The sequence below is a fragment of the Nocardia sp. NPDC052316 genome (genome assembly GCF_044547795.1).
In the GTDB taxonomy this organism is placed as follows: Bacteria; Actinomycetota; Actinomycetes; order Mycobacteriales; family Mycobacteriaceae; genus Nocardia.
Map to the genome: position 1 here is coordinate 362,806 of NZ_JBIUBB010000001.1, position 24,722 is coordinate 387,527.

The window sequence follows — 24,722 nt, forward strand, 5'->3', positions numbered from 1 at the left end:
CCTCAGCCGTGCGCACGCCGCCTGCCGCCGAATCGGGTCGCGGCGACCAGATCCTCGCGGCCCCGCGCCACCCGCGAGCGCACCGTGCCCACCGGGCAGCCGCACACCGCCGCCGCCTCCGCGTAGGACAGGCCGAGCACCTGGGTGAGCACCAGCGCCTCGCGCCGCTCCGGCGCCAGGTCGTCGAGCAGCAGGTTGAGTTCGACGATCTCGGTGAGCCCGTCGCGCCGCGGCACCTGCCGATCGGCCGCAGCGGCCCAGTCGACGCCGTGCGCGATCTTCGGCCGCGCCACCGCCATCCGCACCTGGTCGACCACGACGCGGCGCGCGATGGACAGCAGCCAGGTGCGCGCGCTGGCGCGGCCCTCGAAGCGCTTGATGCTGCCGAGGGCGCGCAGGTAGGTCTCCTGGGTCAGGTCGTCGGCCCGGCCCACCTCGGTCAGATGGGCGAGCAGTCGCCACACGTCTTTCTGGGTGGCCCGGATGAAAGCCTCCAGCGCCTGCCGGTCGCCGCGCGCCGCCGCCAGTGCCAGGCGGGTCGTCTCGTCATCCTCGGCGGGCGTCGGCATGGTGTCGACAATAACCGGCGGTTGCCGCGGCGAGAGACCGGCCCGGTGACCGTAATCCGGGTCACCCGGCGGGCGCGGTGACCGTCGCCACCGAGGACAACCTGCGGGAACTTCGGTGTCCGGATAGACGACAATCTGGACGTGGAGTGCAAAGTGTGCCGGACGGCGCTGTCGGCTCGGATCGACGGCGAGCGCGAGACCGTTCCCGCGGCCAGGGTGGACGAACACCTGGAGCAGTGCGCCGAGTGCTGCTCCTGGTACGTCGCCGCGGTGGAGACCTCGAAGCGGTTGCGCGGCGGCTCGTCGTACGCGCCGGACCTGACCGACGCGATCTTCGCCGCCGCCGAGCTGGAGCGGCCGCAGCCGTCACCGCTGTCCAGATTGCGTGCCGCCGTGCCGACCTCGCGGACCGTGACCGCTCGCCTACTGCTCGGCCTGCTCGGTGTCTTGCAATGCGCGTTGGCGCTGGCCCAGCTGGCCGGTGTCGACTTCGGCATGAGCCACCACCACGCCGCCGAGATGACCCGCCACCTGCTCAACGAGAGCACCGCGTGGAGCCTTGCCATCGGCGTCGGGTTCCTCTACTGCGCGCTGCGACCGCACGCCGCCGCAGGCGTGCTGCCGGTGCTCGGCGTGCTGGTCGTCGCGCTGAGCGCGTTCGTCGTGTCCGATCTGTACTCCGGTGTGGTGCCGGTCGCCCGGGTGCTCTCGCACGGCCTGCTCGTGATCGCGTTGGTGCTGGTCGTGGTCGTGCACCGGACCCGCCGCCCGGAAAGCTCGCCACCGACCAGCGACCGGGTCCCCACCGATCTGGTGCTACCGCCGGGTGCCCAGCTCGGCAGGCGCACCCGGCACCTTCGTTCGACCCAGGATCCCGCCGCGTGAGGAACGGATTTTCATGACCATCGAGCTCGACCCGATCACTCGACCCGACTCGACCGCCGCGCCGGCCCGCATCTCGCTGGCCGTCACCGGTATGAGCTGCGCGGCCTGCTCCACCCGGGTGGAACGCAAGCTCAACAAGATCGACGGGGTCACCGCGTCGGTGAACTACGCCACCGGCATCGCCACGATCGACGCGGTCGGCGACCACACCGCCGAGCAGCTGTGCGCCGAGGTCGAGGCCACCGGCTTCGGTGCGGCGCCGGTCACCGACCGCGCCGAGACGATCCGGGCAACCCCGGAGGACGCACAGGTCAGCGATCTGCTGCGGCGGCTGGTCGTCGCGTTGATGGCGTTCTTTCCGCTGGCCGATCTCTCGGTGATGTTCGCCACCATCCCGTCCACCCGGATCACCGGCTGGCAACTGATCCTCACCGCGCTCGCGCTGCCCGTGGTGGTCTGGTCGGCGGCGCCGTTCCACCGCAAGGCTTTCGCCAATGCCAAGGCCGGTGCGGCCAGCATGGACACCCTGGTCTCGGTCGGTGTGCTCACCGCGACGCTGTGGTCGCTGGACACCATGTTCCTGCACCCCAACCGTTCCGGGCCTGCGCCCGATGGGGTCTGGGCGGCGATCTGGGCCAGTGACGCGATCTACCTCGAGGTAGCCGCCGGTGTCACCGCGTTCGTCTTGGCGGGGCGGTATTTCGAGGCGAAAGCCAAGCGCTCGGCGGGCAGTGCGCTGCGTGCGCTCGCCGCGCTCGGCGCCCGCGAGGTCACCGTGCTGACCCGCGACGACCGCGAATTACGCGTGCCCATCGGCGAACTCGTGGAAGGGCAGCGCTTCGTGGTGCGCCCTGGGGAGACGATCGCCACGGACGGCCTTGTCGTAGCCGGTGCCTCGAGCGTCGACGCCAGCGCGATGACCGGTGAATCGCTCCCCGTCGACGTGACGGCGGGCATGGCGGTGATCGGCGGCACCACCGCGCTCACCGGCCGCCTGATCGTGGAAGCCGCTGCGGTAGGGGCGGATACGAAGTTGTCCGGGATGATCCGGCTGGTCGAACAGGCCCAGACCGGCAAGGCGCGCATGCAACGGATCGCCGATCGGGTGTCGGCGGTGTTCGTTCCGTTCGTCTTCCTGCTGACGGCGGTGACCTTCGTGACCTGGCTGATCACCGGCGCAGGCGCGGATCGGGCGGCGGCCGCCGCGCTGGCGGTGCTGGTGGTGGCGTGCCCGTGCGCGCTCGGCCTGGCCATCCCGACTGCGCTGATGGTGGCGTCCGGACGCGGTGCGCAGCTCGGCATTTTCATCAAGGGGCATCAGGCGCTCGAAGCCACCCGCGACGTCGACACGGTCGTGCTGGACAAGACGGGCACGGTCACCAACGGCGCGATGAGCGTGGCCGCGGTGACCGAACGCGCGCCGTTCCACACGGCGGAGGTGCTGCGCCTGGCCGGTGCGGTGGAGGCGGCGTCCGAACACGCGGTGGCCGCGGCGATCACCCGCCACGCCCGCGACGCGGTCGAGGAATTGCCCGCCGTCGAATCCTTCGAAGCGCTACCGGGATTGGGGGCCCGCGGCACGGTGGACGGCCGCCGCGTGCTGGTCGGCCGATCGCGGCTGTTCGACGATCGAGGCATCGAGATCCCGCAGGATATGCAGCGCGCTGTCCGGCAACAGGAACGCTGCGGGCGCACCGTGGTGCTGGTCGCCGTGGACGGAGCGGTCGTCGCGGTGATCGCGGTGGCCGACACCGTCAAGGACACCGCGGCCGCCGCCATCGCCCGGCTGCACCGGCTCGGGCTGCGGGTCATGATGTTCACCGGCGACAACGCCTACGCGGCGCAGTCGGTGGCCGACGAGATCGGCATCGATGAGGTTGTCGCCGAACTGCTTCCGGAGGGCAAGGTCGAGCTGATCGCCCGCATGCAGGAGCAGGGCCGCCGCGTGGTGATGGTCGGCGACGGCATCAACGACGGTGCGGCGCTGGCCACCGCAGACCTCGGCATGGCGATCGGCGCGGGCACCGATGTGGCGATCGCCGCCGCCGACGTCATCCTGGTGCGCGAGGACCTCGGCGCGGTCGCCGACGCCATCGAGCTGGCGCATGCCACGTTGCGCACCATCAAGGGAAACCTGGTGTGGGCCTTCGGCTACAACGTGATCGCCATTCCGGTGGCCGCCCTCGGCTTCCTCAATCCGCTGATCGCCGGCGCGGCCATGGCGTTCTCCTCGTTCTTCGTGGTCTCGAACAGCTTGCGGCTGCGGCGCGTTCGCTTCGCTCGGTAGCCACGCGCTCGGCCGGTGTCAGCGGCGGGACTGGGCCAGTTGGTCCAGCATGGCGTTGTACGCGGCGAGGTCGGAGTCGCCGTAGTCGTCGTCCTTGCGGTCGGTGCGCACCGCGGTGCGGCGATCCTGGGCCACCCACTGGGTGAGCAGCGCGCCGACCACGAGCAGGATCGGGATTTCGCCGGAGACCCAGGCGATTCCGCCGCCGACGCGCTGATCGGCGAGCAGGTCGATCCGCCACGGCAGTTGCAGGTTCGTGTAGAAACGCGACCCGATCACGGTGTTCATCGACATCACCGCGACGCCGAAGAAAGCGTGAAAAGGCATGACCGCGAACAACATGCCGAGCCTGCCCAGATGCGGCAGCCGCCGCGGGCCAGGGTCGACGCCGATGATGCCCCAGTAGTACAGGTAGCCGACGATCAGGAAGTGCACGTTCATCAGCACGTGCCCCCAGTGGTAGCGGATCAGGCTCTCGAACAGCGGGGTGAAATATAGGCCGTAGAGCGAGATCACGAACAACGACAGCGCGGTCGCGGGGTGGGCGATCACCGCGGTCGGTCGCGAATGCAGCAGCGCGAGTACCCATTCGCGCACACCGTGCACCTGACCGCGCTGGGCCGCCGGGACCGCGCGCAGCAGCAGGGTCACCGGCGCGCCGAGTACCAGCAGCACCGGCACGAACATGTTCAAGGCCATGTGCGTGATCATGTGCATGCTGAACATCGCGAACCCGTAGGTGCCGACGCCCGACGAGGTGGCGATCAGCAGCGCAACACAGCCGCTGATCCACGAAATGGTGCGCCACTTCGACCATTCGTCGCCGCGCCCCCACAACCGCAGCACGCCGAGCGTGTACAGCACGATCGCGGCGACCGCGGCGGTGCCGAGCACAATGTCGAAGCGCCACAACGTCATCAGCCGCAGCAGGTTCGGCCGGTCGAACAGGTCGAAGCCGAGGAACACCTGCTGCGCGGTGAACGAGCGATCGGCGAAGGCGGGGGCGGGCTGTACCGCCATGGCCACCGTCGCGCCGAGCGCTATCGCGGAAAGCGCGCCGCCTGCGGCGATCAGGAAGGCGGTGCGTACGCCGGGACGCCGGTTGCGCAACACCACGCGCATCGTCAGCGCGAGGTCGGCGCCCACCGCGACCACCACCAGCGCCAGCCGCCCGTACCCCGTGCCGAACACATCCGACCAGGGCAGCAGGATCAGCCAGAGCACGACGCCGCTGAGCGCCGCCGCCGCCAGGCACAGCAGGGCGAGCACCGCGCCGCGCCGTACCGCGGTGCGCGCGTGTGACCCGTTGCGGCGCAGGTGTTCCGCGACGCACCACAGCAGTCCGGGCAGCACCGACACCGCGAGCTGGAAGATGATCATCGCGCCGGTGCCGTAGTCGTGATTCGGCCCCTCCCCCGCGTTGCCCACCATCGCGGGTGGCAGCACCCCGACGGCGGCCACCAGCATGAGCACCGCTGCCCCGTTCCAGGACAGGATGATTCGGGCACCCAGGGTCACCACCGCGGCGAGCAGCGCGACCACGATCCACGCCTTCGGCTTCTCGCTGGCGTCGATCAGCGGGGCGAGCGCGCCGAGCCGGAAGAGGCTGGAGACGGTCAATCCGCCCACGTTCGCGGCGGTAACCGGGATCAGCGCCAGCGCCGACACCAGCCACACCACACCGGCACGCTCGGCCAGGCGCAGGCCGGAGTAACCGTCGACATCGAGGCGGCCGCGGCCGGTGACCGCGGTACAACACACCGCGTAAACCAGGGCACCGAGCGCTGTCGCACCCGCCAGTGCGGCGACAACGCGCAGCAGCACGTAAACGAGCACATCGGCGAATCCGGGATAGGCGGTTCCGGCCGCCCGGTACGGCGTCGCACCCGCTTCGACCACCGAGCCGACGACGAGGGCGAGCAGAACGGCCGCCGCGACCAGCCAGACGAGGTGGACTGTCGAGCGTTTCACCTGCACGTTGCCGTCCACCATCCTCGAGTACGAAAGCTGCACCTGAACCAGGCCTCGCTGACCGGTCGGCCGCGGCGCCGGGAAAGTTCCGGCGCCGACCCGACTGCGATGCAGGTCACATTTCGTCGATGGTGGCGCGCGGGTCAGACGGTATTGGCGCTGATTCCGCCGGAGATGGTCAGGGCCTCGCCGTTGAAGTGCCGCCCGTGCTCGGACACCAGCAGCAATACCGCGTCGGCGACCTCGTCCGGCGCGATCAGATCGCCGTTCGGCGGGCCTGCGGCGAACATCTCCATCACGTCTTCCCTGGTGGGATTCTCCTTGTCCGGCAGCATCAGTCGATACATCGCCGGATTCTGGATCATGTCGGTGTCCACGCCGCCGGGCAGCACCGCGTTGACGGTGATCCCGTACTCCACTACCTCCAGCGACACCGACTTGACCAGGCCGACGACACCCCATTTCGCGGCCGCATAGTGTCCGGCGTTGCGCACGCCCATCCGGGCCACGATGGAGGAGGTGGCCACGATGCGGCCCCAGCGGCGCTCGATCATGTGCGGCAATACGGCGCGGATGCTGTGGAAGACACCGTTGAGGTTGGTGTCGATCATGTCCTGCCACATCTCGTCGCCCATCTCGGCGATCGGCGCGTTGGACGCGATGCCGGCATTGGCGATCAGGATGTCGATGTGACCGAAGTCATCGATGGCGCGCTGGGCGACCGCGTTCATCTCCGTCTGACTCCGCACGTCGGCCCTGAGCGGCACGCAGCGGCGCCCGGTCTCCTCGACCAGCTTCGCCGTCTCGGCCAGATCGTCCTCGGCGCTCAGCGGATACGGCACGCTCGCGATCTGCTCGGCGATATCGCAGACCACCACGTCGGCGCCCGCCGCGGCCAATGCGACCGCGTGAGCGCGACCCTGCCCGCGGGCACCGCCGGTGATTACCGCTACCTTGTCATCGAGATTCCCCATTTCGGGCCCCTCACCAGATCGGTATGTGTTCGGCCGAGGCCATCGTTGCACGCCGGATCGGTGTGCGGTTGCCGTTTACGTTCGTATTGTCCAGCACACCGCACGAAACGTTCCGGGTCGGCGCAGCGACGAAGTGGATGCGGTGTGTGTCGCGGCATCCGGTAGGACTCGTCTGCGCCACCACACCCAGGCGCGCGGCCCAGCGCGCCCACAATGGTCCCAGGGGGCCAGATGACCGATTGTGAGTACCGCGCCGTGGATCTCGACCAGCTCGTCCGACCTATCGACACCGACTACGACGTGACCGTGGTGCGGGCGCTGGACAGCCCGCGGCTGCGCAGGCTGATGTACACCGTGGTCGGCCTCTCGCACGACTCCATCGATCTGCTGTCGACCATGAGCGACCGGCTGCGCGCGGTCGAGGGCATGCTGGTGCGCGACCCGCTCGACTGCTGAGCGGGATCAGGCGGTCCTACTGGCCGCGGGCAGCCCCGGCACGGCCGGTATCCGTTGATAGCCACGGAGATTGACCAGTCCGCGGCGCTCGGGCGTGCCGGTGAGCCGTAGCGCGGGGAAGCGCTCGTACAGCGCGGACAGGGCGATCACGCCCTCCGTCCTGGCCAGGCTGGCGCCCAGACAGGCGTGCACGCCGCTGCTGAACGACAGGTGGTCCTTCGCGTTGGGTCTGGTCACGTCGAATCGCGCGGGGTCGTCGAAGACGGCCGGGTCGCGGTTGGCGGCACCGAGCAGCAGCGAGACCATCTCGCCGCGCGCGATGTGGTGACCGGCTATCTCCCTGTCGCACAATGCGGTTCGAGCGGTCATCTGCACGGGGCTGTCGTAGCGCAGGATCTCCTCGATGGCGCCGGGCCACCGGTGCGGCTCGGCCCGCAGCAGGTCGAGTTGATCGGGGTTCTCGTGCAACGCCACGATGCCGTTGCCGAGCAGGTTGACCGTCGTCTCGAAACCCGCCCCGGTGACCAGTGTGGCGGTAGCCATCAACTCCGGCTCGGTCAGCAGGCCGCCGACGGTCAGTTCGCTGAGGATGTTGTCGCCCGGATCGGCGCGCAAGCGCTCGATGTGCCCTTCGAGATAGTCCTGACTGTCCCGCAGGGCGGCCATCGCGCCGCGGAAGGCCCGCCAGGAGATTCCGACATCGAGTAGTGGCGCGCCCGCGTGGCCGAGTTCCAGTAGCTCGGCCTGCTTCTCCTTCGGCACACCGAGGATTTCGCAGATGATCGCCACCGGCAGTAGCCGCGCGAAGTCCTGGATCAGGTCGGCGGCGGGACGAGTCGCCAGGTCGGCCAGGAGCTCGTCGGTCACCTCGGCGATCCGATCGCGCAGGCGGGCGACGGCACGCGGGGTGAATTCCTGCGCGACGAGCTTGCGGTACCGGGTGTGCTCCGGCGGATCGACCATCAGCATCGACGGCGGCTCCACCGGGTTCGCCAGCTTCGGATCGGTCGCCCGCAGCAGCCGCAGCACCGGGCCGGGCACGTTCATGGTCTCCGGCGGGGTAACGCCGAAGTTCTTGTCGCGCAGAATGTTCCGGCAGACTTCATGGTCGGCGGAGGCCCAGGAGTAGGGTGTGCGAACCAGCCTGCCCTGCGCGCGGACTCGGTCGCCGAACGGGTAGGGGTTCGGTCCGGCCCGCCGGCCCGCCAAGATCTCGGACACGGGATCGCCGCTGCGCGCCCGCATTCGGAGGTACGCACCCGGACCGCCGTGCAGTATCGCCCACCTGATCCAACTCTTCATCGTGGCCCCCACCTGTGCTGTCGAGTTCCCTCACGGTACGCACCGGCGGCGCGGCGCGCATCGGTCCGTGGTCGCAGACCAGGCGAACCTTCGGCAAAGTCGATCAATCCATGACATGAGACGGCGGTCACATGGTTTGGTGGACAGAGGCCGGTCGCGCCGGCCAAAGCTGGACGGCGGTTCGGAGGTGGCGACGGCCATGAGTGTGACGCAGACCGAACAACTTCAGGCGGTTCGACCGTATCCGCGACGGATGGGGCCGAAAGGTTCCTACATCTGGAAGATGATCACGACCACCGATCCAAAGGTGCTCGGGGTCATGTATCTGGTCTCGGCCATGTCGTTCTTCTTCATCGGCGGACTGATGGCGCTGCTGATGCGCGGCGAACTCGCCAGGCCCGGCATGCAGTTCCTCTCGCCCGAACAGTACAACCAGCTGTTCACCATGCACGGCACCCTGATGCTGCTGTTCTACGCCACCCCGATCGTCTTCGGTTTCGCGAATGCCGTGCTGCCCTTGCAGATCGGGGCGCCGGACGTCGCATTCCCGCGGCTCAACGCGTTCAGCTACTGGCTGTATCTGTTCGGGGCCACCATCGCGACCGCGGGCTTCATCACCCCCGGCGGGGCCGCCGACTTCGGCTGGACCGGGTACACGCCGCTGAGCAACTTCCAGCACGCGCCAGGCGTCGGCGGCGATCTCTGGATCATGGGCCTGATCCTGTCCGGCCTCGGCACCATCCTCGGCGGCGTCAACATGATCACCACGATCATCTGCCTGCGCGCGCCCGGCATGATCATGTTCCGGCTGCCGATCTTCACCTGGAACATCCTGATCACCAGCATCCTTGTGCTGCTTGCCTTTCCGATCCTGACGGCCGCGCTGTTCGCGCTGGCGATCGACCGCCATCTCGGCGCGCACATCTACGACCCGGCCAACGGTGGCGTGATCCTGTGGCAGCACCTGTTCTGGTTCTTCGGCCATCCCGAGGTGTACATCGTGGCGCTGCCGTTCTTCGGCATCGTCACCGAGATCTTCCCGGTGTTCAGCCGCAAGCCGCTGTTCGGTTACACCGCACTGGTGTACGCGACGATCTCCATCGGCGCACTGTCGGTCGCGGTCTGGGCCCATCACATGTACGCGACCGGATCTGTTCTGCTGCCGTTCTTTTCGCTGATGACCTTCCTGATCGCGGTGCCCACCGGGGTGAAATTCTTCAACTGGATCTTCACGATGTGGCGCGGGCAGTTGACGTTCGAGACGCCGATGCTGTGGTCACTCGGCTTCCTGGTCACCTTCCTGTTCGGTGGTCTGTCCGGCATCATCCTGGCCAGTCCGCCGCTCGACTTCCACGTCACCGACTCGTATTTCGTGGTGGCGCACTTCCATTACGTGTTGTTCGGAACCATCGTGTTCGCGACGTTCGCGGGCATCTACTTCTGGTTCCCGAAGATGACCGGGCGGCTGATGGACGAGCGCCTCGGCAAGTTGCATTTCTGGACGACCTTCGTGGGTTTCCACACCACGTTCCTGGTGCAGCACTGGGTGGGTTCGGAGGGCATGCCGCGGCGCTACGCCGACTATCTGCCCAGCGACGGGTTCACCATGCTGAACACCGTCTCCTCCATCGGCGCGTTCGTGCTCGGGGCGTCGATGCTGCCGTTCATCTGGAACGTCTTCAAGAGCTTCCGGTACGGCGAAGTCGTCACCGTGGACGATCCGTGGGGTTACGGGAACTCGCTGGAGTGGGCGACCACCTGCCCGCCGCCGCGGCACAACTTCTACGAGCTGCCGCGGATCCGATCCGAGCGTCCGGCGTTCGAGCTGCACTACCCGCACATGGTGGAGAAGATGCGGACCGAGGCGTACGCGGGCTGGGGTGCCGAGCATCGGGCGGCCATGCTCGTCGAGGATCGTGCGCTCGCCGAGGAGGCCGGGCCCTCGTTGGAGAAGAAGCCGGGCACGTCCGAATAGCTTTTGCCGAATCAGCAAAGAAGTTTGTCAGAACAGCCTCGCGCGTGGATCGTGGTGCTCATGACCGAGACACACAACCACGGCAGCAGCAATATGTCGCCGTACGACGGCGACGATACGGTGGGCTACTGGGAGCACTTCTATCAGGAGCGCGAACGCGTCTGGTCCGGGTTGCCCAATGTCTTCCTCGTCCGCGAAATCGAGTCCGTGCCGGCGGGATCCGCCCTCGACCTCGGGTGCGCGGAAGGCGCCGACGCGGTCTGGCTGGCCCAACGCGGTTGGCGCGTCACCGCCGTCGACGTCTCGGAGACCGCGCTCGGCCGCGCCCGCGCCCACGCGGCCGACCAGGGCATCACCGACATCGACTGGCAGCAACACGATCTCGCGAACTCCTTCCCCGAAGGACGATTCGATCTCGTCAACGCCCAATACCTGCACTCCCCCGTGGCCAAGACCGACGAACGCGAGAAGATCCTGCGCCGCGCGGCCGACGCCGTCGCCCCCGGCGGCCTGCTCCTGATCGTCGGCCACGCCGGCTGGCCCACCTGGGTCCAAGACCCGCCCGACATCCACCTCCCCACCACCGCCGAGGTCCTCGCAGGCCTGCACCTCATCCCCGCCGAATGGACGGTCGAAGTCGATGAGGTCGTCGACCGCGAACACGCCGGCCCCGAAGGCCAACCAGGAAACCGCCAGGACAACATCCTGCGCATCCGCCGCCACTGATTCACCCCCGCGCCCACCGAACAGCCACCCGCTCGACCTCCGCCGCCACCGCCACCCCACAAACCGGCCGCGCCGTATCCACCCGAACCGTCGGCGCGAGGTCGAGCGGCGCAGCCTGCGCCGCCCACACCGCCCAGTCACTGACAAGGCGCTGCTCGTCGCGGTGTATCGCGGCCCGGCGCCTACCCGCGTAGCGAGCCTTCGCCAGTTCGGCAGGGATGTCGCACCACACCTCCACGACCCGATCGGCCCCCGACTTATCGATTCCCATTGCGGCAAAAGACAAGTCGCGCGGCTTGAACCACCACGAGTCGATGACAACGGCCCCCTGCGTCGCCCGCGCCAACGCCCACACCGCGTCCATCGCGATCCCGCCCAACTCGGGGATCGCATCGGCGTCGGCGACACAGTGCGCCAGGGCCTCCTTGACGGTGTCCTTCGACAAGAACTCCGCCTCCAACGCCGCCGCCAGCGATCGCCCGAGCGTCGTCTTGCCGGAGCCCGGCAATCCGTTGACCAGCACCAGGAGTTCGGCCATCGGTTCCTCTCAGCGGGTGGACTCGAGTTTGTCGATGTTGGCGAGAACTTTTTCATGCCAATCTATTTCGGATTGGATGCGCATTCTGGCGTGGTCGACGATCAGGTCGTCGATCACGTTCTGGTCCGGCCAGCGGCGGTCGAGTTGGTGCTCGATTCGGGAGGCGCGGGCGCGGAGTGCGGCGATGCGGTCTTCGAGGTAGCCGCGTAGGAGTTCGCGGTCGAGTTCGGCGCTGACGGCCAGGGCGAGATCGACTACGTCCGGGCGGATTTCGACGTCGGTGAAGGCTTCGTCGCGGAGTACGCGCAGTTCCCGACGGCCTTCGTCGGTGATCTCGTAGACGGTTCGCGCGGGCAATCCGCCCTGCTGCTCGGTCCGCAACGGGCGGATCAGGTTCTCGTCCTCCATGCGATGCAGGGCACCGTACAGGGAACCGGGCTTCACCCGAGACCAGAGATCGGCGCGATCCAATCGCGCGTCGCGGCGCAGCTGATGGCCGTGCATCGGGCCCCTTTTGGCGAGAGCGGCGAGCACGAACAGTCGGGTCTCGTTCACCGCCCTAGTCTGTCACGACTACTCGTATTTGAGTACCCTGTTTTGCATGGCTGTTCGACCAATACTCATCGCGGGCGACCCCCGATTGACTACCTCCGCCACGCCGGTCACCACCTTCGACGCGGAACTCGCGGCGTTCGTAGCCGATCTCTTCGAGACCAATACCGCCGCCAATGGCGCGGGCCTGGCCGCGAATCAGGTGGGCGACGGCCGGGCGGTGTTCGTCTACGACCTGGTGGATGCCTCGGTTCGCCACCGTGGTCATGTCGTCAATCCGGTGTTGGAAACGTCATTGCTTCCCGAAACCATGCCCGATCCCGACGACGACCTGGAGGGCTGCCTGTCCGTGCCGGGCGAGTGGTATCCCACCGGACGCGCGCACTGGTCGCGGGTCACCGGCACGGACGTCACCGGACGACCGGTGACCGTCGAGGCAACCGGCTACCTCGCACGCTGCCTCCAGCACGAGACCGACCACCTCGCCGGACGGCTCTATCTCGACCGGCTGATCGGGCGCAACCAGCGGGCGGCACGCCGAATGATCAAGGACCGGAACTGGACTCGGCCCGGCCGGACCTGGCTGCCGGGGTAAGCCCCCGTTACGGCGTCGCGAAAATTCGTGGGGTGATTCGGCCACCGAATGGGTACTTGGTCTTTACACCGCATCGCCGACGATCGGTAGCTGAGCCAACCGGCCCGGGTGTCCGCATCGCAACGGCGCGGCGCGGACACCCCTCCGCTGGTCACGCATCGGGGCCAGCTCCAACAGCGGGCTGCGGCGCGATCACGGCGTGGTCGGCATCCGACCACTGACGGCGAAACGCCTGTGTAACAACCTGATCGGGCGCTCCGGTCTGTTCAGCCCCCGAGCACGAGCAGAAGCAATGCTCGTTGCAGAGTGTCCAGTACGTGGCCGATGGTGATCACGAAATCGACGGTGCCCATCATCACAGGCCCCTTTCCTCGAGCAAGGTCAAGCCTCGATGTATCGATTCAAGACCCGGCGTCCAGGATTAGGAAGACCGCGGCATCATCTGGGGGTGAGATCCGAAAAAGCTACATTCCGACGCATTCGATGATCGGCGCCGGATACACACCCGGATCGACGTTTTCGCGCCACGGCGTGTGCACGGCGGCACCCGGAATGTGCGCCAGTTCGGGCAGCCAGCGGCGCACATAGTCGCCGTCCGGGTCGTAGCGCTTGGCTTGGCGCAGCGGATTGAGCACCCGATTCGGCCGGGTGTCGGTGCCGGTGCCCGCCACCCATTGCCAGTTGAGTTGATTGTTCGCCAGGTCGGCGTCGACCAACCAGTGCAGGAAGTGCGCTGCCCCGATGCGCCAGTCCACGCGCAGCGACGTGGCCAGGAAGCTCGCGGTGATCAACCGGGCGCGCCCCGGCATCCACCCTTCGGCCCGCAATTGCCGCATGGCCGCGTCGATGACCGGGTAGCCGGTGCGCCCGTCCTGCCAGGCCGCGACGGCCTGGGGATCGTCGCGCCAGGTAACCGACCGGGGCCGATAGTCCGACCACGCCGCGTCCGGCCTGGCGGCGAGCAGTTGGTGGTGGAAGTCGCGCCACGCGAGCTGCCTGGCGAAGGCGTGCCCGCCCGGCGTCGCCATGTCCACCCGGTGCACCAGTTCCACCGGCGACACGCACCCGAAATGCAGATACGGCGAGAGGCGTGAGGTGGCGTCGGCGGCGAGATCGTCGTTGTTGTCCTCGTAGCCCGCGATCGGCCCGGCCAGCCAGTCCCGCAGCACTTTCCGCCCGGTTGTCTCGCCGCCGACGGCGAGCTGCGGCGACGTCGGGCCCGCGCAGAGTTGCTCGGCTTCGGGCAGCGGATCGCTCGCCACCGGCGGCATGGTGAGCTCGCGCGGCTTGCCGAACGGCTTGCGCTGATGCGCCTCGGCCCAGCGGCGGAAGTACGGGGTGAAGACGGCGAAATGGTCCCGGCCGGTGGAGGGGACGAGCACCTCGGGATCGGCGGCGGTGATCGTGGCGGCGTGGCTGTGCAGCAGGCAGCCGCGCTCGTCGAGACGCTCCCGCAAGGCCTGTTCACGCCTGCGGCTGTACCCGCTCACGTCGGCGGCGATGTGCACGCTGTCGGCGTGCACCTGCGCCGCCACCTCGGCGACCACGTCGACGACGTTGCCGCGCCGCACCACCAATCGGCCACCGATGGCCCGCAACTCGGCGTCCAGCTCGCCCAGTGCGGCGGCGAGGAAGCGCGCCCGATTCGGCGCGGCGAAGCGTCCGGCCGCGATGGCGTCGTCGATGACGAACAGCGGTACCACGGCGGCGCCCTCCCGATGGGCCGCGGTGAGCACCGGGTTGTCGTGCACCCGCAGGTCACGGGTGAACACTGCGATGGTGACGGTCATCTGCTCCTCTTCGGAAAGCGCGGGGACAAATACTCCGGCACCCACAAGGGTGGCGCCACGATGCCGCGGGCGGCTCAACGCTGGACACCGTCGACGCGACCCTGGCGGATGCCGGAGAACTCGGTCAGAGCGTGCAGAGCGGGACGATATCCGTCCGGCCGCCGGTGCTCGGCGAGGTCAGGTACAGGCACGGGTCCTGGCCCGCGGCAACGATTTCCGCGTGCACCCGCGACCAAGTGGCCGCATCCAGCATCGGTGCCCGAGCCAGCACGAAGCCGGATGTCCGCTCGGGGTTGGTCACCAGCGCCCACGAATACTCCGGACCGAGGGCGGTCACGATGTAATTGGTCGGCCCGTCGAGCCGGTCCTGGGTGGGCACGCCGGGAAAGCTGACGTGCAACTGCGCGCCGGTAACCCGGTCGTTGACCGTCGCGGTCCCCATGATCTCGTTGTTCGCGTTCGTCCAGGTGGTGCAGGTGTTGCGCACTGAGATGTTGCCCTGTGGGTCGAGCGCGTAGTTGGCCTGAGTATCACGCGCACAGACGAGGTTGAAGTACTGCGGCACGGCCGCGAGCTGATTCCAGGTACCGAGATACCGGTTCACATCCAGTGACGGGACCGGCGCCGGTGCGGGGACGGGGGCGGCTTGCGCACCACCCACCGCCAGGAACGAGCCTGCCAGACCGGCCAGAGCAACGAGCAGGCGAACGGGATACCGCTTCGTTCGTGATGTCACGCGAACTCCTCGGGGATCGACGACATCAACCATGGTAGCCGATAACGATGCACAAATGATTCAAAGTGCCGAGAATCATCGAGCAGGCCGGCACAGCGACACCGATAGCCGTACCCCGCCCCCGAACGTCCAACCCCCTCCGCAGCCACCCGGCCGTGGTGAAGCGGACGAACCGGAACAGGCAGAATAGGGCGATGTCCGCCGGTTCCGCTCCCGTTTCCGACGCGGCCGGGTACACGGTCCGCGCGGTCGCCGAGCGCCTCGGCATTCCCACGGCGACCCTGCGGAGCTGGAACCGCCGCTACAACATCGGCCCGCCACAGCATCGCCCCGGCAAACACCGCCTCTACACCGAGGCCGACATCGCGCTGCTCGGGCGGATGCTGACGCTTATCCAGGACGGTGCGAGCCCGGCGGGCGCGGCAGCCGCGGTGCGCGGCCCGGCGCCGCAGCTCGGTGACCGATTCCCCCTGCTCGCCGCGGCCTTCACCCTGGAGACGCGCGCGGTGTCGGACTATTTGGAGGCGCACTTCCGCGCCTACGGTGTCATCGACACCTGGGATCAGTTGTGTCGCCCGGCGTTCGCCGACATCGTCGCCCGCCAGGGTGCGGGCGAAGGCTGCATCGACGTGGAGCATCTGCTGTCGTGGTGCATCACCTCCGTGCTGCACCGCACCACTCCGCCGCCCGACGCGCCCGCGCCACAACCGGTGGTGCTCGCCTGCACCAGCGGTGAGACACACTCGCTGCCGCTCGAAGTGCTGCGCGCGGCACTGGCCGAGTGCGAAGTCGGCGCGCACATGCTCGGCGCGGACGTTCCGACCAGCGCACTGACCGACAGTCTCGCGCGCCATGATCAGCCCGCCGCGGTGGTGCTGTGGTCCCAGCAGGAGTCGACGGCGCTGACCTCGGCGGTGCGCGCCTGCCGGGAAGCGGGCGCGCGCGTGTTCGTCGGCGGGCCCGGATGGGATTCGGTGATCCTGCCAGAGTCGACCGAGCGGGTGACGAGCCTGACGGACGCCGTCGAGCAGCTGAGCTGACCCACCCTCGAACGATGCAATAACGAGGCAGTCTGGCAATCGGCCTGTTTGTCAGCGAAGCGTCGGGATATCCACTGCCTTGTGTGCGGTGGCAACCGATCAGTCACCTCCCTGCCGCGGGGTGACCAACAGCCGCTGAGGACACCTCGGTCGGCATTCCGAGCCGAGGCGGCCCGTCGATCGCGGGCGGCCGACCACGCCCACATCGTGCGCCAGCCGATTTTCGCCGCCTCGATGACCGGGCGTTGCTCATCGGCCACCGTCCGTACCACCCTGCGCGCGACAGTAGCGGTACCCCTTGCCCCACTTGTGGTCTCGGCGCGCATACGCAGGCCCGGCGTACCTCCCCGGCCGCGCGGCCTGCCACTCGCCTCCGGACCGCCCCTACACTTCGAGGAGTCTTCGCGGTGAGCATCCAATCGCACGTCACGGCACGACCCTCGATCTCGTGGCCCGATGTCGAACGCGTGCCCACCGGCACCCGCGCCACCCTCGCCGCCGCGCTCGCGGATCGGCTGTTCCGGCGCGCCGTGCGCACGTTGCCGATCCGCGTCGAGTACCCGGACGGGACGGTGCTCGGCCGTGGCGGAGCGGACGCGCCGCGGTTGATCCTGCACCGCCCGGCGGACTTCACCGCGCGCCTCGGGGTAGGCGGCCTGATCGGCTTCGGCGAGTCGTACATGGCGGGCGATTGGTCCTCGCCCGATCCGGCGGCGACGCTCACCGTGTTCGCCGCGCGCATCGACCGGCTCGTCCCCGCCCCGCTGCGGGCGCTACGCCGCCTATACGTGTCGAAACATCCCGCCACCGAGCACAACAGCGAAGCGAACAGCCGCAGCAATATCGCCAGGCATTACGACCTGTCGAACAATCTGTTCGAGCTGTTTCTCGACGAGACACTGACCTACTCCAGCGCGCTGTTCCCCGCGACCGCGCCGCCGCCGCGGTGGGCCGATCTCGCCGCCGCCCAGCGGGCAAAGATCGATCGAATCCTCGATCGAGCAGGCGTGGGTCCGGGCACCCGACTGCTCGAAATCGGCACCGGCTGGGGCGAGTTGGCGCTGCGCGCGGCCGCCCGCGGCGCGTCGGTACGTTCGGTGACGCTGTCGACCGAACAGCGCGCACTGGCGCTCGACCGGATCGCGGCCGCGGGCCTGTCGGAGCGGGTCACCATCGATCTGCTCGACTACCGCAGGGTGACCGGCGAATTCGACGCGGTGGTCTCGGTGGAGATGATCGAGGCCGTCGGCTACGAATACCTGGACACCTTCTTCGAGACCATCGACCGAGTGCTCGCACCCGGTGGTCGCGCGGTGATACAGGCGATCACCATGCCGCACCACCGCATGCGCGCCACCCGCGACACCTACACCTGGGTGCACAAATACATCTTCCCCGGCGGCTTTCTGCCGTCCACCCGGCTGCTCGCCGACGTGGCCGCGCGGCGCACCGAACTCGTTGTCCGCGAACAACTGTCGATGGGCGAGCACTACGCGCACACCCTGCGCCTGTGGCAGCAGCGGTTCAACGCGCGAGCCGACCGCGTCGCGGAACTGGGCTTCGATCCGATCTTCCGCCGGATGTGGCGGCTGTACCTGGCGCACGCCGAGGCCGGATTCCGGTGCGGCTACCTCGATGTCCACCAGATCCTGCTCACCCGCGCCGAGTGAGCGCGTGACTCAGCGGGTGCGACCGAGTAGATGTTTCAGCGCGGAGGCGAGATCCGGTGTCCGGAAGCGATGCCCGGCCTTGTCGAGCACGGCGGGCACCACCCGTTGACTCGCGGCGGCCAGTTCCCGCGCGCCCTGCCCGCCGAGCAGCAGGGCCGGACCGAACTCGGGCACCGGAAGCAGCGCGGGCCTGCGCAGCACGCCGGCCAGGACGTTGGTGTACTCGCTGTTGCGAACAGGCTGCGGGGCAACGGCATTCACCGGTCCGGACACGGCGTTGTCCCATAGCGCGCGATGGTAGATGTCCACCAGATCGTCGATGCCGATCCAGGACAGCCACTGTTCGCCGTCCCCGATCCGCCCGCCGAGCCCGGTGGCGAACAGCGGCCGCAGCAGGCGCAGGGTGCCGCCGCGCGGCGACTGCACGATGCCGGTGCGCACCTTGACCACCCGGACCCCGCCGTCGGCGGCCGCACCGGTCGCCGCCTCCCACGCGTCGACCACGTCGGCGAGGAAACCGTCACCACGCGAGGCGTCTTCGGGTAGTCGGTCGTCGCCGCGGTCGTAGCCGTAGTAGCCGATGGCGGACGCGCTGACGAAGGTCGGCACACCCGCTCGGGCGGCGAGGGCCGCGAGCCGCTCGGTCGGGCCGATCCGGCTGTCCACGATGGCCTGCTTGTGTTCGTCGGTGAACCGGCCCGCGATCGAGGCACCCGCCAGGTGCACCACCGCGTCGACCCCGTCGAGCAGATCGGGCGCGGGATCGTCGGGGTTCCATTGCCTTTCCCCGTTTCGCGGCGCGTGCCGGACCAGGCGGAGCACGGTATGGCCACCGGTCGTGAGGAAGGCGGTCAACGCGGAGCCGACGAGCCCCGACGCGCCGGTCACCGCGATCGTCTTGGCGGTGAAGCCCGCGCGCGCCGCGTCGGCGTGCGCGGCCAGGTCGTCGGCCAGCTGCCGATATCGGTAGTCGAACATCGGGCGCAGGGTGAACGCGGGCACCGGCGACTCGACCCGATCCACCACCCGGGTGTGCGTGTCGTCGACCATCTCGAAATCGTGGGTGTGCCGCCAGCGCAGCAGCAGGCCAACGGGCAACGAGCCGAGGCCTGCCACAGCGATCCGGTCTACGAACCGCTGCGGCGGGTCATAACGGGCCGGGTCGTGTTTCGCCACCCACCGCAGCCCACCGGGCAGGCCGAGCACGGCCCGGCCGTCGGCCAGCGAATCGGCCTCCGCGAGCACCGACACCGGCTGCCACGGCGGCGCGAGCCGCGCGAACGCGCCTGGTCGGGCGTGCCACTCGAAGACCTCGGACCGGGGTGCCGCGACGACGCTCGAACACTCGATGCCCATCACTCGACTCTAGCGAGGTGGCGACGCTTTGCAACGTTCATGCATCGTTATTCCGGAAATCGCCTCGCTCACAACCGAAATTGTGCGCGGCCCGACGTGTCCCGCCAATTGAAACTTGTTCTACCATATGACGAGTCATCGTCGACATCGGAGGATTTGTCATGCCGCTGGAACCCTCGGCCGCGGAGCTCTTGACCGCCGTCCAGGCGTCGCCGACCGCGGTCGCCGCGCACGACAAGTCCGCGTGGGTCGACTTATTCGCCGCCGACGCCGAGGTGAACGACCCGGTCGGCGCCCGCCCCCATGTCGGGCGCGCCGCCATCGAGCGCTTCTACGACACCTTCATCGGCCCGAACGACATCGCCTTCCGGGTGGAGCGCGACATCGTGCACCCGCCGACGGTGGTGCGCGACCTGACCATCGAGACCACCATGTCGACCGGCGCCAGGGTCTCGGTCCCGATGCACCTGCGCTACCAGCTCACCGAGGACACCGACGGCTGGAAGATCGCCCAGCTGGCCGCGCACTGGGAACTGGCACCGATGATCGTGCAGCTGCTGCGCACCGGGCCGAGCGGGTTCAGCGCCGCGCTCCAGCTCGGACCGCAACTGATTCGCCACCAGGGCGTCGGCGGTGCGCTTGGCATGCTGCGTGCGCTCGGCGGAGTGGGGCGGACGGGCAAGCGCGTCTCCTCCCGGCTGTTCGCCGCGGCGGGCAGCACGGACATCGTTCGCGTCCGCGGCCTGCTCGGGCACTACGCCGTTGTCGAATTCCCGGCGGGCACACCGGTTTCAGCCGAGGAGTTCACCAACCGGGCGCGAAACATGCGGTGGGGCAAGCTGATCGCCGCCGGTCGCACGGTGAGCGCGAGTGTGCGCTTCGGTGATACGCGCGGGGTGGCGTTCGTCGAATTCGCCGCGGGCGCGCCGAGCATCGCGAGCCTGCGCTTCTTCCTCGATCGCGCGTGAGACCACGCCACCCTCGGTCCAGCCGGGCGGACCGAAGATGTAGCCGAGCCGGCCACGCCACGTGCGCGCGCCGCGCACATCCCGGACCAGCCCGGCCAGCTCGTGATAGTTGACCTTCACCGGGTTGTGCGTGTCGATGTTCTTGGTGAGCCCGTACCGGATCGGCTCGGAAACGGCGGCGAAGCTGCCGAACATCCGGTCCCAGATGATGAAGACGCCGCCGTAGTTCCGGTCGAGGTAGGGCTGGTTCGACCCGTGGTGGACGCGATGGTGGGCCGGCGTATTGAACAGGAACTCGATCGGGCGCGGCAGCGTGCCGACGCGCTGGGTGTGGATCGGGAACTGGTACAGCAGGCCGATGCTTTGCAACACGAAGATCATCCACACCGGCAGGCCGAGCAAAGCCGCTGGCACCCAAGCCATTCCGCGCAGCACATTGGCCACCGGATGCACCCAGGGCAGCCGGATCGCGGTGGACAGATTGAAGTGCTCGCTGGAGTGGTGCACGCTGTGCGAGGTCCACAGCAGCCGGACCCGATGGTCGGCGCGATGCGCCCAGTAGTAGCAGAAGTCGGTCACCACCAGGCCGAGCACCCACACCCACCACGCCTTCGCTGGCAGGTGCAGCGGGGTGATCGCGGCGGCCGCGACCACCGCCGAGAACGGAATCAGATACTGCGTCAGCGGTTTGGTGAGCCGGCTCAGGGTGAAGGTCGCCACGTTTGTCGCGGTGTCGCGGCCAGACCCGGCGTTGCTCGGGCGATCGGGGTCGCGGCGGTAGGCGAACCACTCCACGAGCATGAACAACGCGAAAGCGGGGACGGCATAGCTCAACAGCTCCACTCTGCCCACGAGATCTCCTTGACTGTGCGGCGGTGATCCCGACGCTACGGGCGATGGCCTGCGCGAACATCGCGCCGCCGAGGGATTCGGCGTCCCTCGCACGGGGGACGCGACGACGCTCGCCGGCGGGCAGAGTTGTCTCGAGCGGCGCCCGGCCCCGATGCGCCGAGCTGGCTAGGATCGAGAGCTCCGACGACGCGAAGGCGGTGGCGAACCAGTGGACGTGAGCCGGTCGCTCGCCCGCCAGTCGCTGCTGGTCGCGGTGGTGGCCGCGCTGATCGACGCGGTGGTGTTCGGGCTGAGCGGGGTGTTCACGGTCGCGCCGTGGCAGGCCGTCGCCGCGGTGGCGGGCATCGTCGCCGTCGATCTGGCCTTGGCCGCACCGCCTCGCACGGCCGGTGTTGTCGCGGTGGCCCACGTCGTTGTCCGGCTGCTCGGCGCGTGGCTGCTGCACTGGCACGGCTTCGGCGCGCGCTTCGCCGACGTCGGTTTTCTGGTGGCCGGTTATCGGGCGGGTGCGTGGCTGGCCGGACCGAGATCGGTGCTGACCATGCTGGTGCTGTGTGGCGGGGTCGCGACGGGGCATCTGCTGACCGCGAGTTACGCCACCCGCGACTGGCGAATACTGGTCACCTCGACGGTCGCCGCGGGCTGCGTGCCCTGGCTCGTCGGGCGCTACACCGCCGCGCGCGGCGCCTACATCGCCGACCTGGAGCAGCGCGAGCGCCTGCGGCGCCGCGATCATCAAGTGGCGCTGGAGCGGGCGGTGACCGAGGAGCGCGCCGCCATCGCGCGGGACCTGCACGATGTGATCTCCCACCACGTCAGCGCCATCGGTATCCACGCGGGCGTGGCACGAATGGCCTTGGCGGACAGCACGAATGGCGCGGCGACCCGCTCACTCTCGGCGGTCGAATCGAGCAGCAGGGCCGCGATGGTCGATCTGCGACGGCAACTCGATCTGCTGCACGGCCGCGACGACGAGGGCCAGCGGCAACCGGGCCTGGTCGATATCGACGGACTTGTCGAGCATGTGCGGGCCGCCGGGTTGGCCGTCGAGGTCGTGGTGCGCGGCGCGGTGGTCGATCTGCCGGAGTCGTTGGACGTCACGGTGTATCGAATCGTGCAGGAGATGCTGACCAACGCGCTGCGCCACGGCGACGGCGCGCATGCGCGGTTGACGGTGGAGTACCTGCCCAAGCGGGTCGTCATCCGAACTACCAATCCGATGCCACCCACGCCGAGCGCCACCGACACCGCGGCACCGCGTGGCCTGTGCGGGATTCGCCGCCGCACCGAGCTTTTCGACGGCACGCTCGACTACGGCCTCGATGCCACCGGAACCTCTTGGCACACCACGGTTTCCGTTCCGATCGGCGGCTCGTGACCGCACCGATCCGGGTCCTGATCGCCGACGACCACAGCATGTTCCGCTCCGGCCTGCGCGCGGTCCTCGACAGCCAGGCCGACCTCGACTGCGTCGCCGAGGTCAGCGACGGCCGCACCGCGATCGCCGAAACCGCCCGGCTGCGACCGGATGTCGCGATCCTCGACGTGCGCATGCCCAAACTGGACGGGCTGGCCGCCACCGAGGCCATCGTCGCGGCGGGCGGCACCCACGTCCTGGTGCTCACCACCTACGACAGCGACGCCAACCTCTATCGAGCGCTGCGCGCGGGCGCGAGCGGGTTCCTGCTGAAGAGCCTGCCGCCGGAGGAGCTCGTCGCCGCGATCCGGATCGCGGCCCGCGGCGACGCCCTCATCGATCCGTCGATGACCCGCCGCCTGGCCGTCCGCTTCGCCGCCACCCTCGCCCCGCCGCCCGACCCGCCCGAGATCGGGCAGCTCACCGCCCGCGAACTCGAGGTGCTGCTGCTGCTCGCCGACGCCCGCAGCAATGCCGAGATCGCAGGCCTGCTCGGCGTCGGCGAGGAGACCGTGAAGACCCACGTCTCCCGCGTCCTGGCCAAACTCGGTGTGCGCGACCGTATTCACGCGGTCGTCTATGCCCACCAGCACGGCGTGGTCCCTCGCACGCCACCCGGCCATCGATGACCGATGCGCCGGTGCGCATCATGGATGGCATGAATGATCACGCCATTGCCGAAGAGCTGGCCGAGGTAGTCCGACGTCGCGGTCTGACGGTTGCGGTCGCCGAGTCGTTGACCGCCGGGCAGATCGCGACCGCCCTCGGCGCCGCACCCGAGTCCGCCGAGTGGTTCCGCGGCGGCATCGTGGCCTACTCGGCAGAGGTCAAGCACAAGGTACTCGGCGTGCCCGAGGTGCCGGTGGTGTCGGAGACGGCGGCCAAGGCGATGGCCGAAGGGGTCAGCTCCCTGCTGGGTTCGACGCTGTCGGTCGCTGTCACCGGCGTCGGCGGACCTGGCCCGCAGGACGGCGAACCCGCCGGGTCGGTGTGGTTCTCCGTCGCCGATGACAGCGTCACCGCCTCGCATCGCCAGTTCGACGGCGATCCGGAACAGGTGCTCGCGCAGACCGTCCAACGCGCTCTCGAACTGCTGTTGGCGGCGGCGCGGCGGCACTGATCACGGACCCGTCGGCGGCTCACCCACTGTCGTCGACGGGTCGACCAGGCCGAACGCCTCACCCTGCGGGCCCTGTACCACACCCATCCGGCCGAACGGGCTGTCGAACACGTCCATCAGGACCGTTGCGCCCAGCTCGGTGGCCTTGGCGACGGCCGCGTCGGTGTTGTCGACCTGGAACCAGACCAGCCAGAACGACGGCGAATCGCCGGGCGTCTTGGTCGCGTCGTTGATGCCGCCGACCGGGTCGCCGTCCTGGGTCAGGCCGAAGGTGGAGTAGACGAAATTCTGGTCGTCCCCGATTTCGGTGTAGTGCCAGCCGAATACGGCCGCGTAGAACTCCTGCGCCTGCTTGTACCGGTCGGTGTGCAGCTCGTTCCAGCAGTAGGCGCCGTGCTCGTTGTAGATTCCCGCACCGGGGTGCGCCTTGGCTTCCCACACGCCGAACGCCGCACCGGCCGGATCGGTCGCGACGAACATCCGGCCGACATCGAGCACGTCGAAGGGTGCCATCAGCACCGAACCGCCTGCCGCCGTGACCTTCTCGGCGATCGCGTCGGCGCTGTCCGCGGCGAAATAGGTGGTCCACACCGACGGCATCGCCGTACCGTCGGGTTTGGGTCCGATGCCCGCGGCAGGCCTGCCGTGCCGTAGCGCCATCAGATAGCCGCCCGCGCCCGGCGGGCCGTCCATGATCTCCCAGCCGAACAGTTCCCCGTAGAACCCGCGGGCCTGCCCGGTGTCGTCGACCTGACTGTCGACCCAGCTCGGTGTCCCCTGCGGCCATTGTCCGTCGTGCGTTGGCATATCCGTGGCCTCCTGACCTCGGTGCGCTGAAGTGCGGCCGGTAGCGGCCGGCACGGCGCCAAGTCAACCACCGCGGCACTCGCGAATCAGCGAATCGACAATTCCGGCAAGGTGCACCGAATCCATAATCGCCAGA

The 24,722-nt window shown here is 68.8% G+C and carries 22 protein-coding genes and 1 pseudogene; 12 read left to right on the top strand and 11 right to left on the bottom strand.

What is annotated here, in order from left to right:
* Positions 1-2: 2 nt before the first annotated feature.
* The gene (sigC, locus tag ACIHA7_RS01615) at positions 3-569 is read right to left on the bottom strand and encodes an RNA polymerase sigma factor SigC (RefSeq protein ID WP_397284462.1); all 567 of its coding nucleotides are present in this window, start codon (positions 567-569) and stop codon (positions 3-5) included.
* 141 nt (positions 570-710) lie between these two features.
* Between sigC and ACIHA7_RS01620 the strand changes: the two genes are divergently transcribed.
* Positions 711-1,454, top strand: coding sequence for a zf-HC2 domain-containing protein (locus tag ACIHA7_RS01620; RefSeq protein ID WP_397284464.1), 744 nt, complete (start codon positions 711-713; stop codon positions 1,452-1,454).
* A 13-nt stretch (positions 1,455-1,467) separates the two neighbouring features.
* Positions 1,468-3,741, top strand: coding sequence for a heavy metal translocating P-type ATPase (locus ACIHA7_RS01625; RefSeq protein WP_397284466.1), 2,274 nt, complete (start codon positions 1,468-1,470; stop codon positions 3,739-3,741).
* Positions 3,742-3,759: 18 nt separating this feature from the next.
* Here ACIHA7_RS01625 and ACIHA7_RS01630 read toward each other — a convergent pair whose 3' ends face one another.
* Entirely contained in the window at positions 3,760-5,733 is a 1,974-nt protein-coding gene (locus ACIHA7_RS01630) for a cytochrome c oxidase assembly protein (protein WP_397284468.1), read from the bottom strand.
* Positions 5,734-5,855: 122 nt separating this feature from the next.
* Positions 5,856-6,686, bottom strand: a complete 831-nt coding sequence (locus ACIHA7_RS01635; RefSeq protein ID WP_397284470.1) for a mycofactocin-coupled SDR family oxidoreductase — start codon at positions 6,684-6,686, stop codon at positions 5,856-5,858.
* Between the two features lie 231 nt (positions 6,687-6,917).
* On the opposite strand from ACIHA7_RS01635, the gene ACIHA7_RS01640 reads away from it, so the two are divergent.
* Positions 6,918-7,142 (top strand): hypothetical protein, encoded by a 225-nt coding sequence (locus ACIHA7_RS01640; protein ID WP_147129817.1) that lies wholly within the window; start codon positions 6,918-6,920, stop codon positions 7,140-7,142.
* A 6-nt stretch (positions 7,143-7,148) separates the two neighbouring features.
* Here ACIHA7_RS01640 and ACIHA7_RS01645 read toward each other — a convergent pair whose 3' ends face one another.
* Entirely contained in the window at positions 7,149-8,444 is a 1,296-nt protein-coding gene (locus tag ACIHA7_RS01645) for a cytochrome P450 (RefSeq protein WP_397284473.1), read from the bottom strand.
* 199 nt (positions 8,445-8,643) lie between these two features.
* On the opposite strand from ACIHA7_RS01645, the gene ctaD reads away from it, so the two are divergent.
* Positions 8,644-10,419, top strand: a complete 1,776-nt coding sequence (gene ctaD, locus ACIHA7_RS01650; RefSeq protein WP_397284475.1) for a cytochrome c oxidase subunit I — start codon at positions 8,644-8,646, stop codon at positions 10,417-10,419.
* Between the two features lie 93 nt (positions 10,420-10,512).
* Positions 10,513-11,145 carry a class I SAM-dependent methyltransferase gene (locus tag ACIHA7_RS01655; protein ID WP_397286439.1) on the top strand — a complete coding sequence of 211 codons (633 nt, stop codon included), beginning with the start codon at positions 10,513-10,515 and terminating at the stop codon, positions 11,143-11,145.
* 1 nt (position 11,146) lies between these two features.
* Here the strand turns inward: ACIHA7_RS01655 and ACIHA7_RS01660 are convergent, their stop codons facing one another.
* Both ACIHA7_RS01660 and ACIHA7_RS01665 read right to left on the bottom strand, forming a co-directional pair.
* Entirely contained in the window at positions 11,147-11,683 is a 537-nt protein-coding gene (locus tag ACIHA7_RS01660; protein WP_397284477.1) for an AAA family ATPase, read from the bottom strand.
* A gap of 9 nt (positions 11,684-11,692) precedes the next feature.
* On the bottom strand, positions 11,693-12,238 hold the full coding sequence (locus ACIHA7_RS01665) for a PadR family transcriptional regulator (protein ID WP_397284479.1): 546 nt from the start codon (positions 12,236-12,238) through the stop codon (positions 11,693-11,695).
* A gap of 46 nt (positions 12,239-12,284) precedes the next feature.
* Here ACIHA7_RS01665 and ACIHA7_RS01670 point away from each other — a divergent pair, with 46 nt between their 5' ends.
* Positions 12,285-12,830 (top strand): peptide deformylase, encoded by a 546-nt coding sequence (locus ACIHA7_RS01670; protein ID WP_397284481.1) that lies wholly within the window; start codon positions 12,285-12,287, stop codon positions 12,828-12,830.
* A 464-nt stretch (positions 12,831-13,294) separates the two neighbouring features.
* Here ACIHA7_RS01670 and ACIHA7_RS01675 read toward each other — a convergent pair whose 3' ends face one another.
* Both ACIHA7_RS01675 and ACIHA7_RS01680 read right to left on the bottom strand, forming a co-directional pair.
* Entirely contained in the window at positions 13,295-14,620 is a 1,326-nt protein-coding gene (locus tag ACIHA7_RS01675; protein ID WP_397284483.1) for a cryptochrome/photolyase family protein, read from the bottom strand.
* Between the two features lie 124 nt (positions 14,621-14,744).
* A complete protein-coding gene (locus ACIHA7_RS01680) occupies positions 14,745-15,356 on the bottom strand; it encodes a lipocalin family protein (protein WP_397284485.1) in 612 nt (203 codons plus the stop codon).
* A 194-nt stretch (positions 15,357-15,550) separates the two neighbouring features.
* On the opposite strand from ACIHA7_RS01680, the gene ACIHA7_RS01685 reads away from it, so the two are divergent.
* Both ACIHA7_RS01685 and ACIHA7_RS01690 read left to right on the top strand, forming a co-directional pair.
* A complete protein-coding gene (locus ACIHA7_RS01685; protein ID WP_397284487.1) occupies positions 15,551-16,396 on the top strand; it encodes a MerR family transcriptional regulator in 846 nt (281 codons plus the stop codon).
* Between the two features lie 407 nt (positions 16,397-16,803).
* Complete coding sequence (locus ACIHA7_RS01690; RefSeq protein ID WP_397284489.1) at positions 16,804-18,066, top strand: class I SAM-dependent methyltransferase; 1,263 nt, start codon at positions 16,804-16,806, stop codon at positions 18,064-18,066.
* A gap of 9 nt (positions 18,067-18,075) precedes the next feature.
* On the opposite strand, the gene ACIHA7_RS01695 is transcribed toward ACIHA7_RS01690, so the two are convergent.
* Positions 18,076-19,422: a TIGR01777 family oxidoreductase gene (locus tag ACIHA7_RS01695; protein ID WP_397284491.1), complete on the bottom strand. Its 1,347-nt coding sequence runs from the start codon at positions 19,420-19,422 to the stop codon at positions 18,076-18,078.
* Between the two features lie 161 nt (positions 19,423-19,583).
* Here ACIHA7_RS01695 and ACIHA7_RS01700 point away from each other — a divergent pair, with 161 nt between their 5' ends.
* A complete protein-coding gene (locus ACIHA7_RS01700; protein WP_397284493.1) occupies positions 19,584-20,390 on the top strand; it encodes a nuclear transport factor 2 family protein in 807 nt (268 codons plus the stop codon).
* A 195-nt stretch (positions 20,391-20,585) separates the two neighbouring features.
* Here the strand turns inward: ACIHA7_RS01700 and ACIHA7_RS01705 are convergent.
* Positions 20,586-21,191, bottom strand: a pseudogene (locus tag ACIHA7_RS01705) (sterol desaturase family protein); the annotation flags it as partial.
* A 265-nt stretch (positions 21,192-21,456) separates the two neighbouring features.
* On the opposite strand from ACIHA7_RS01705, the gene ACIHA7_RS01710 reads away from it, so the two are divergent.
* From ACIHA7_RS01710 to ACIHA7_RS01720, 3 genes are read left to right on the top strand one after another with little or no spacing between them, the layout of a single operon-like run.
* The gene (locus tag ACIHA7_RS01710) at positions 21,457-22,620 is read left to right on the top strand and encodes a sensor histidine kinase (RefSeq protein WP_397284495.1); all 1,164 of its coding nucleotides are present in this window, start codon (positions 21,457-21,459) and stop codon (positions 22,618-22,620) included.
* Positions 22,617-23,288 carry a response regulator gene (locus tag ACIHA7_RS01715; RefSeq protein ID WP_397284498.1) on the top strand — a complete coding sequence of 224 codons (672 nt, stop codon included), beginning with the start codon at positions 22,617-22,619 and terminating at the stop codon, positions 23,286-23,288. Before ACIHA7_RS01710 ends, ACIHA7_RS01715 begins: the two co-directional genes overlap by 4 nt.
* Before the next feature lie 29 nt (positions 23,289-23,317).
* Positions 23,318-23,779 carry a CinA family protein gene (locus ACIHA7_RS01720; RefSeq protein WP_397284500.1) on the top strand — a complete coding sequence of 154 codons (462 nt, stop codon included), beginning with the start codon at positions 23,318-23,320 and terminating at the stop codon, positions 23,777-23,779.
* On the opposite strand, the gene ACIHA7_RS01725 is transcribed toward ACIHA7_RS01720, so the two are convergent.
* Positions 23,780-24,586: a VOC family protein gene (locus ACIHA7_RS01725; protein ID WP_397284502.1), complete on the bottom strand. Its 807-nt coding sequence runs from the start codon at positions 24,584-24,586 to the stop codon at positions 23,780-23,782.
* Between the last annotated feature and the right edge of the window lie 136 nt (positions 24,587-24,722).

Excerpts from the sequence above, each read along its gene's own strand:
- sigC (WP_397284462.1), bottom strand. The coding sequence starts at position 569 with ATGCCGACGCCCGCCGAGGATGACGAGACGACCCGCCTGGCACTGGCG.
- ACIHA7_RS01625 (WP_397284466.1), top strand. The coding sequence starts at position 1,468 with ATGACCATCGAGCTCGACCCGATCACTCGACCCGACTCGACCGCCGCG.
- ACIHA7_RS01630 (WP_397284468.1), bottom strand. The coding sequence starts at position 5,733 with ATGGTGGACGGCAACGTGCAGGTGAAACGCTCGACAGTCCACCTCGTC.
- ACIHA7_RS01635 (WP_397284470.1), bottom strand. The coding sequence starts at position 6,686 with ATGGGGAATCTCGATGACAAGGTAGCGGTAATCACCGGCGGTGCCCGC.
- ACIHA7_RS01640 (WP_147129817.1), top strand. The coding sequence starts at position 6,918 with ATGACCGATTGTGAGTACCGCGCCGTGGATCTCGACCAGCTCGTCCGA.
- ACIHA7_RS01645 (WP_397284473.1), bottom strand. The coding sequence starts at position 8,444 with ATGAAGAGTTGGATCAGGTGGGCGATACTGCACGGCGGTCCGGGTGCG.
- ctaD (WP_397284475.1), top strand. The coding sequence starts at position 8,644 with ATGAGTGTGACGCAGACCGAACAACTTCAGGCGGTTCGACCGTATCCG.
- ACIHA7_RS01655 (WP_397286439.1), top strand. The coding sequence starts at position 10,513 with ATGTCGCCGTACGACGGCGACGATACGGTGGGCTACTGGGAGCACTTC.
- ACIHA7_RS01660 (WP_397284477.1), bottom strand. The coding sequence starts at position 11,683 with ATGGCCGAACTCCTGGTGCTGGTCAACGGATTGCCGGGCTCCGGCAAG.
- ACIHA7_RS01670 (WP_397284481.1), top strand. The coding sequence starts at position 12,285 with ATGGCTGTTCGACCAATACTCATCGCGGGCGACCCCCGATTGACTACC.
- ACIHA7_RS01675 (WP_397284483.1), bottom strand. The coding sequence starts at position 14,620 with ATGACCGTCACCATCGCAGTGTTCACCCGTGACCTGCGGGTGCACGAC.
- ACIHA7_RS01685 (WP_397284487.1), top strand. The coding sequence starts at position 15,551 with ATGTCCGCCGGTTCCGCTCCCGTTTCCGACGCGGCCGGGTACACGGTC.
- ACIHA7_RS01695 (WP_397284491.1), bottom strand. The coding sequence starts at position 19,422 with ATGGGCATCGAGTGTTCGAGCGTCGTCGCGGCACCCCGGTCCGAGGTC.
- ACIHA7_RS01700 (WP_397284493.1), top strand. The coding sequence starts at position 19,584 with ATGCCGCTGGAACCCTCGGCCGCGGAGCTCTTGACCGCCGTCCAGGCG.
- ACIHA7_RS01720 (WP_397284500.1), top strand. The coding sequence starts at position 23,318 with ATGAATGATCACGCCATTGCCGAAGAGCTGGCCGAGGTAGTCCGACGT.
- ACIHA7_RS01725 (WP_397284502.1), bottom strand. The coding sequence starts at position 24,586 with ATGCCAACGCACGACGGACAATGGCCGCAGGGGACACCGAGCTGGGTC.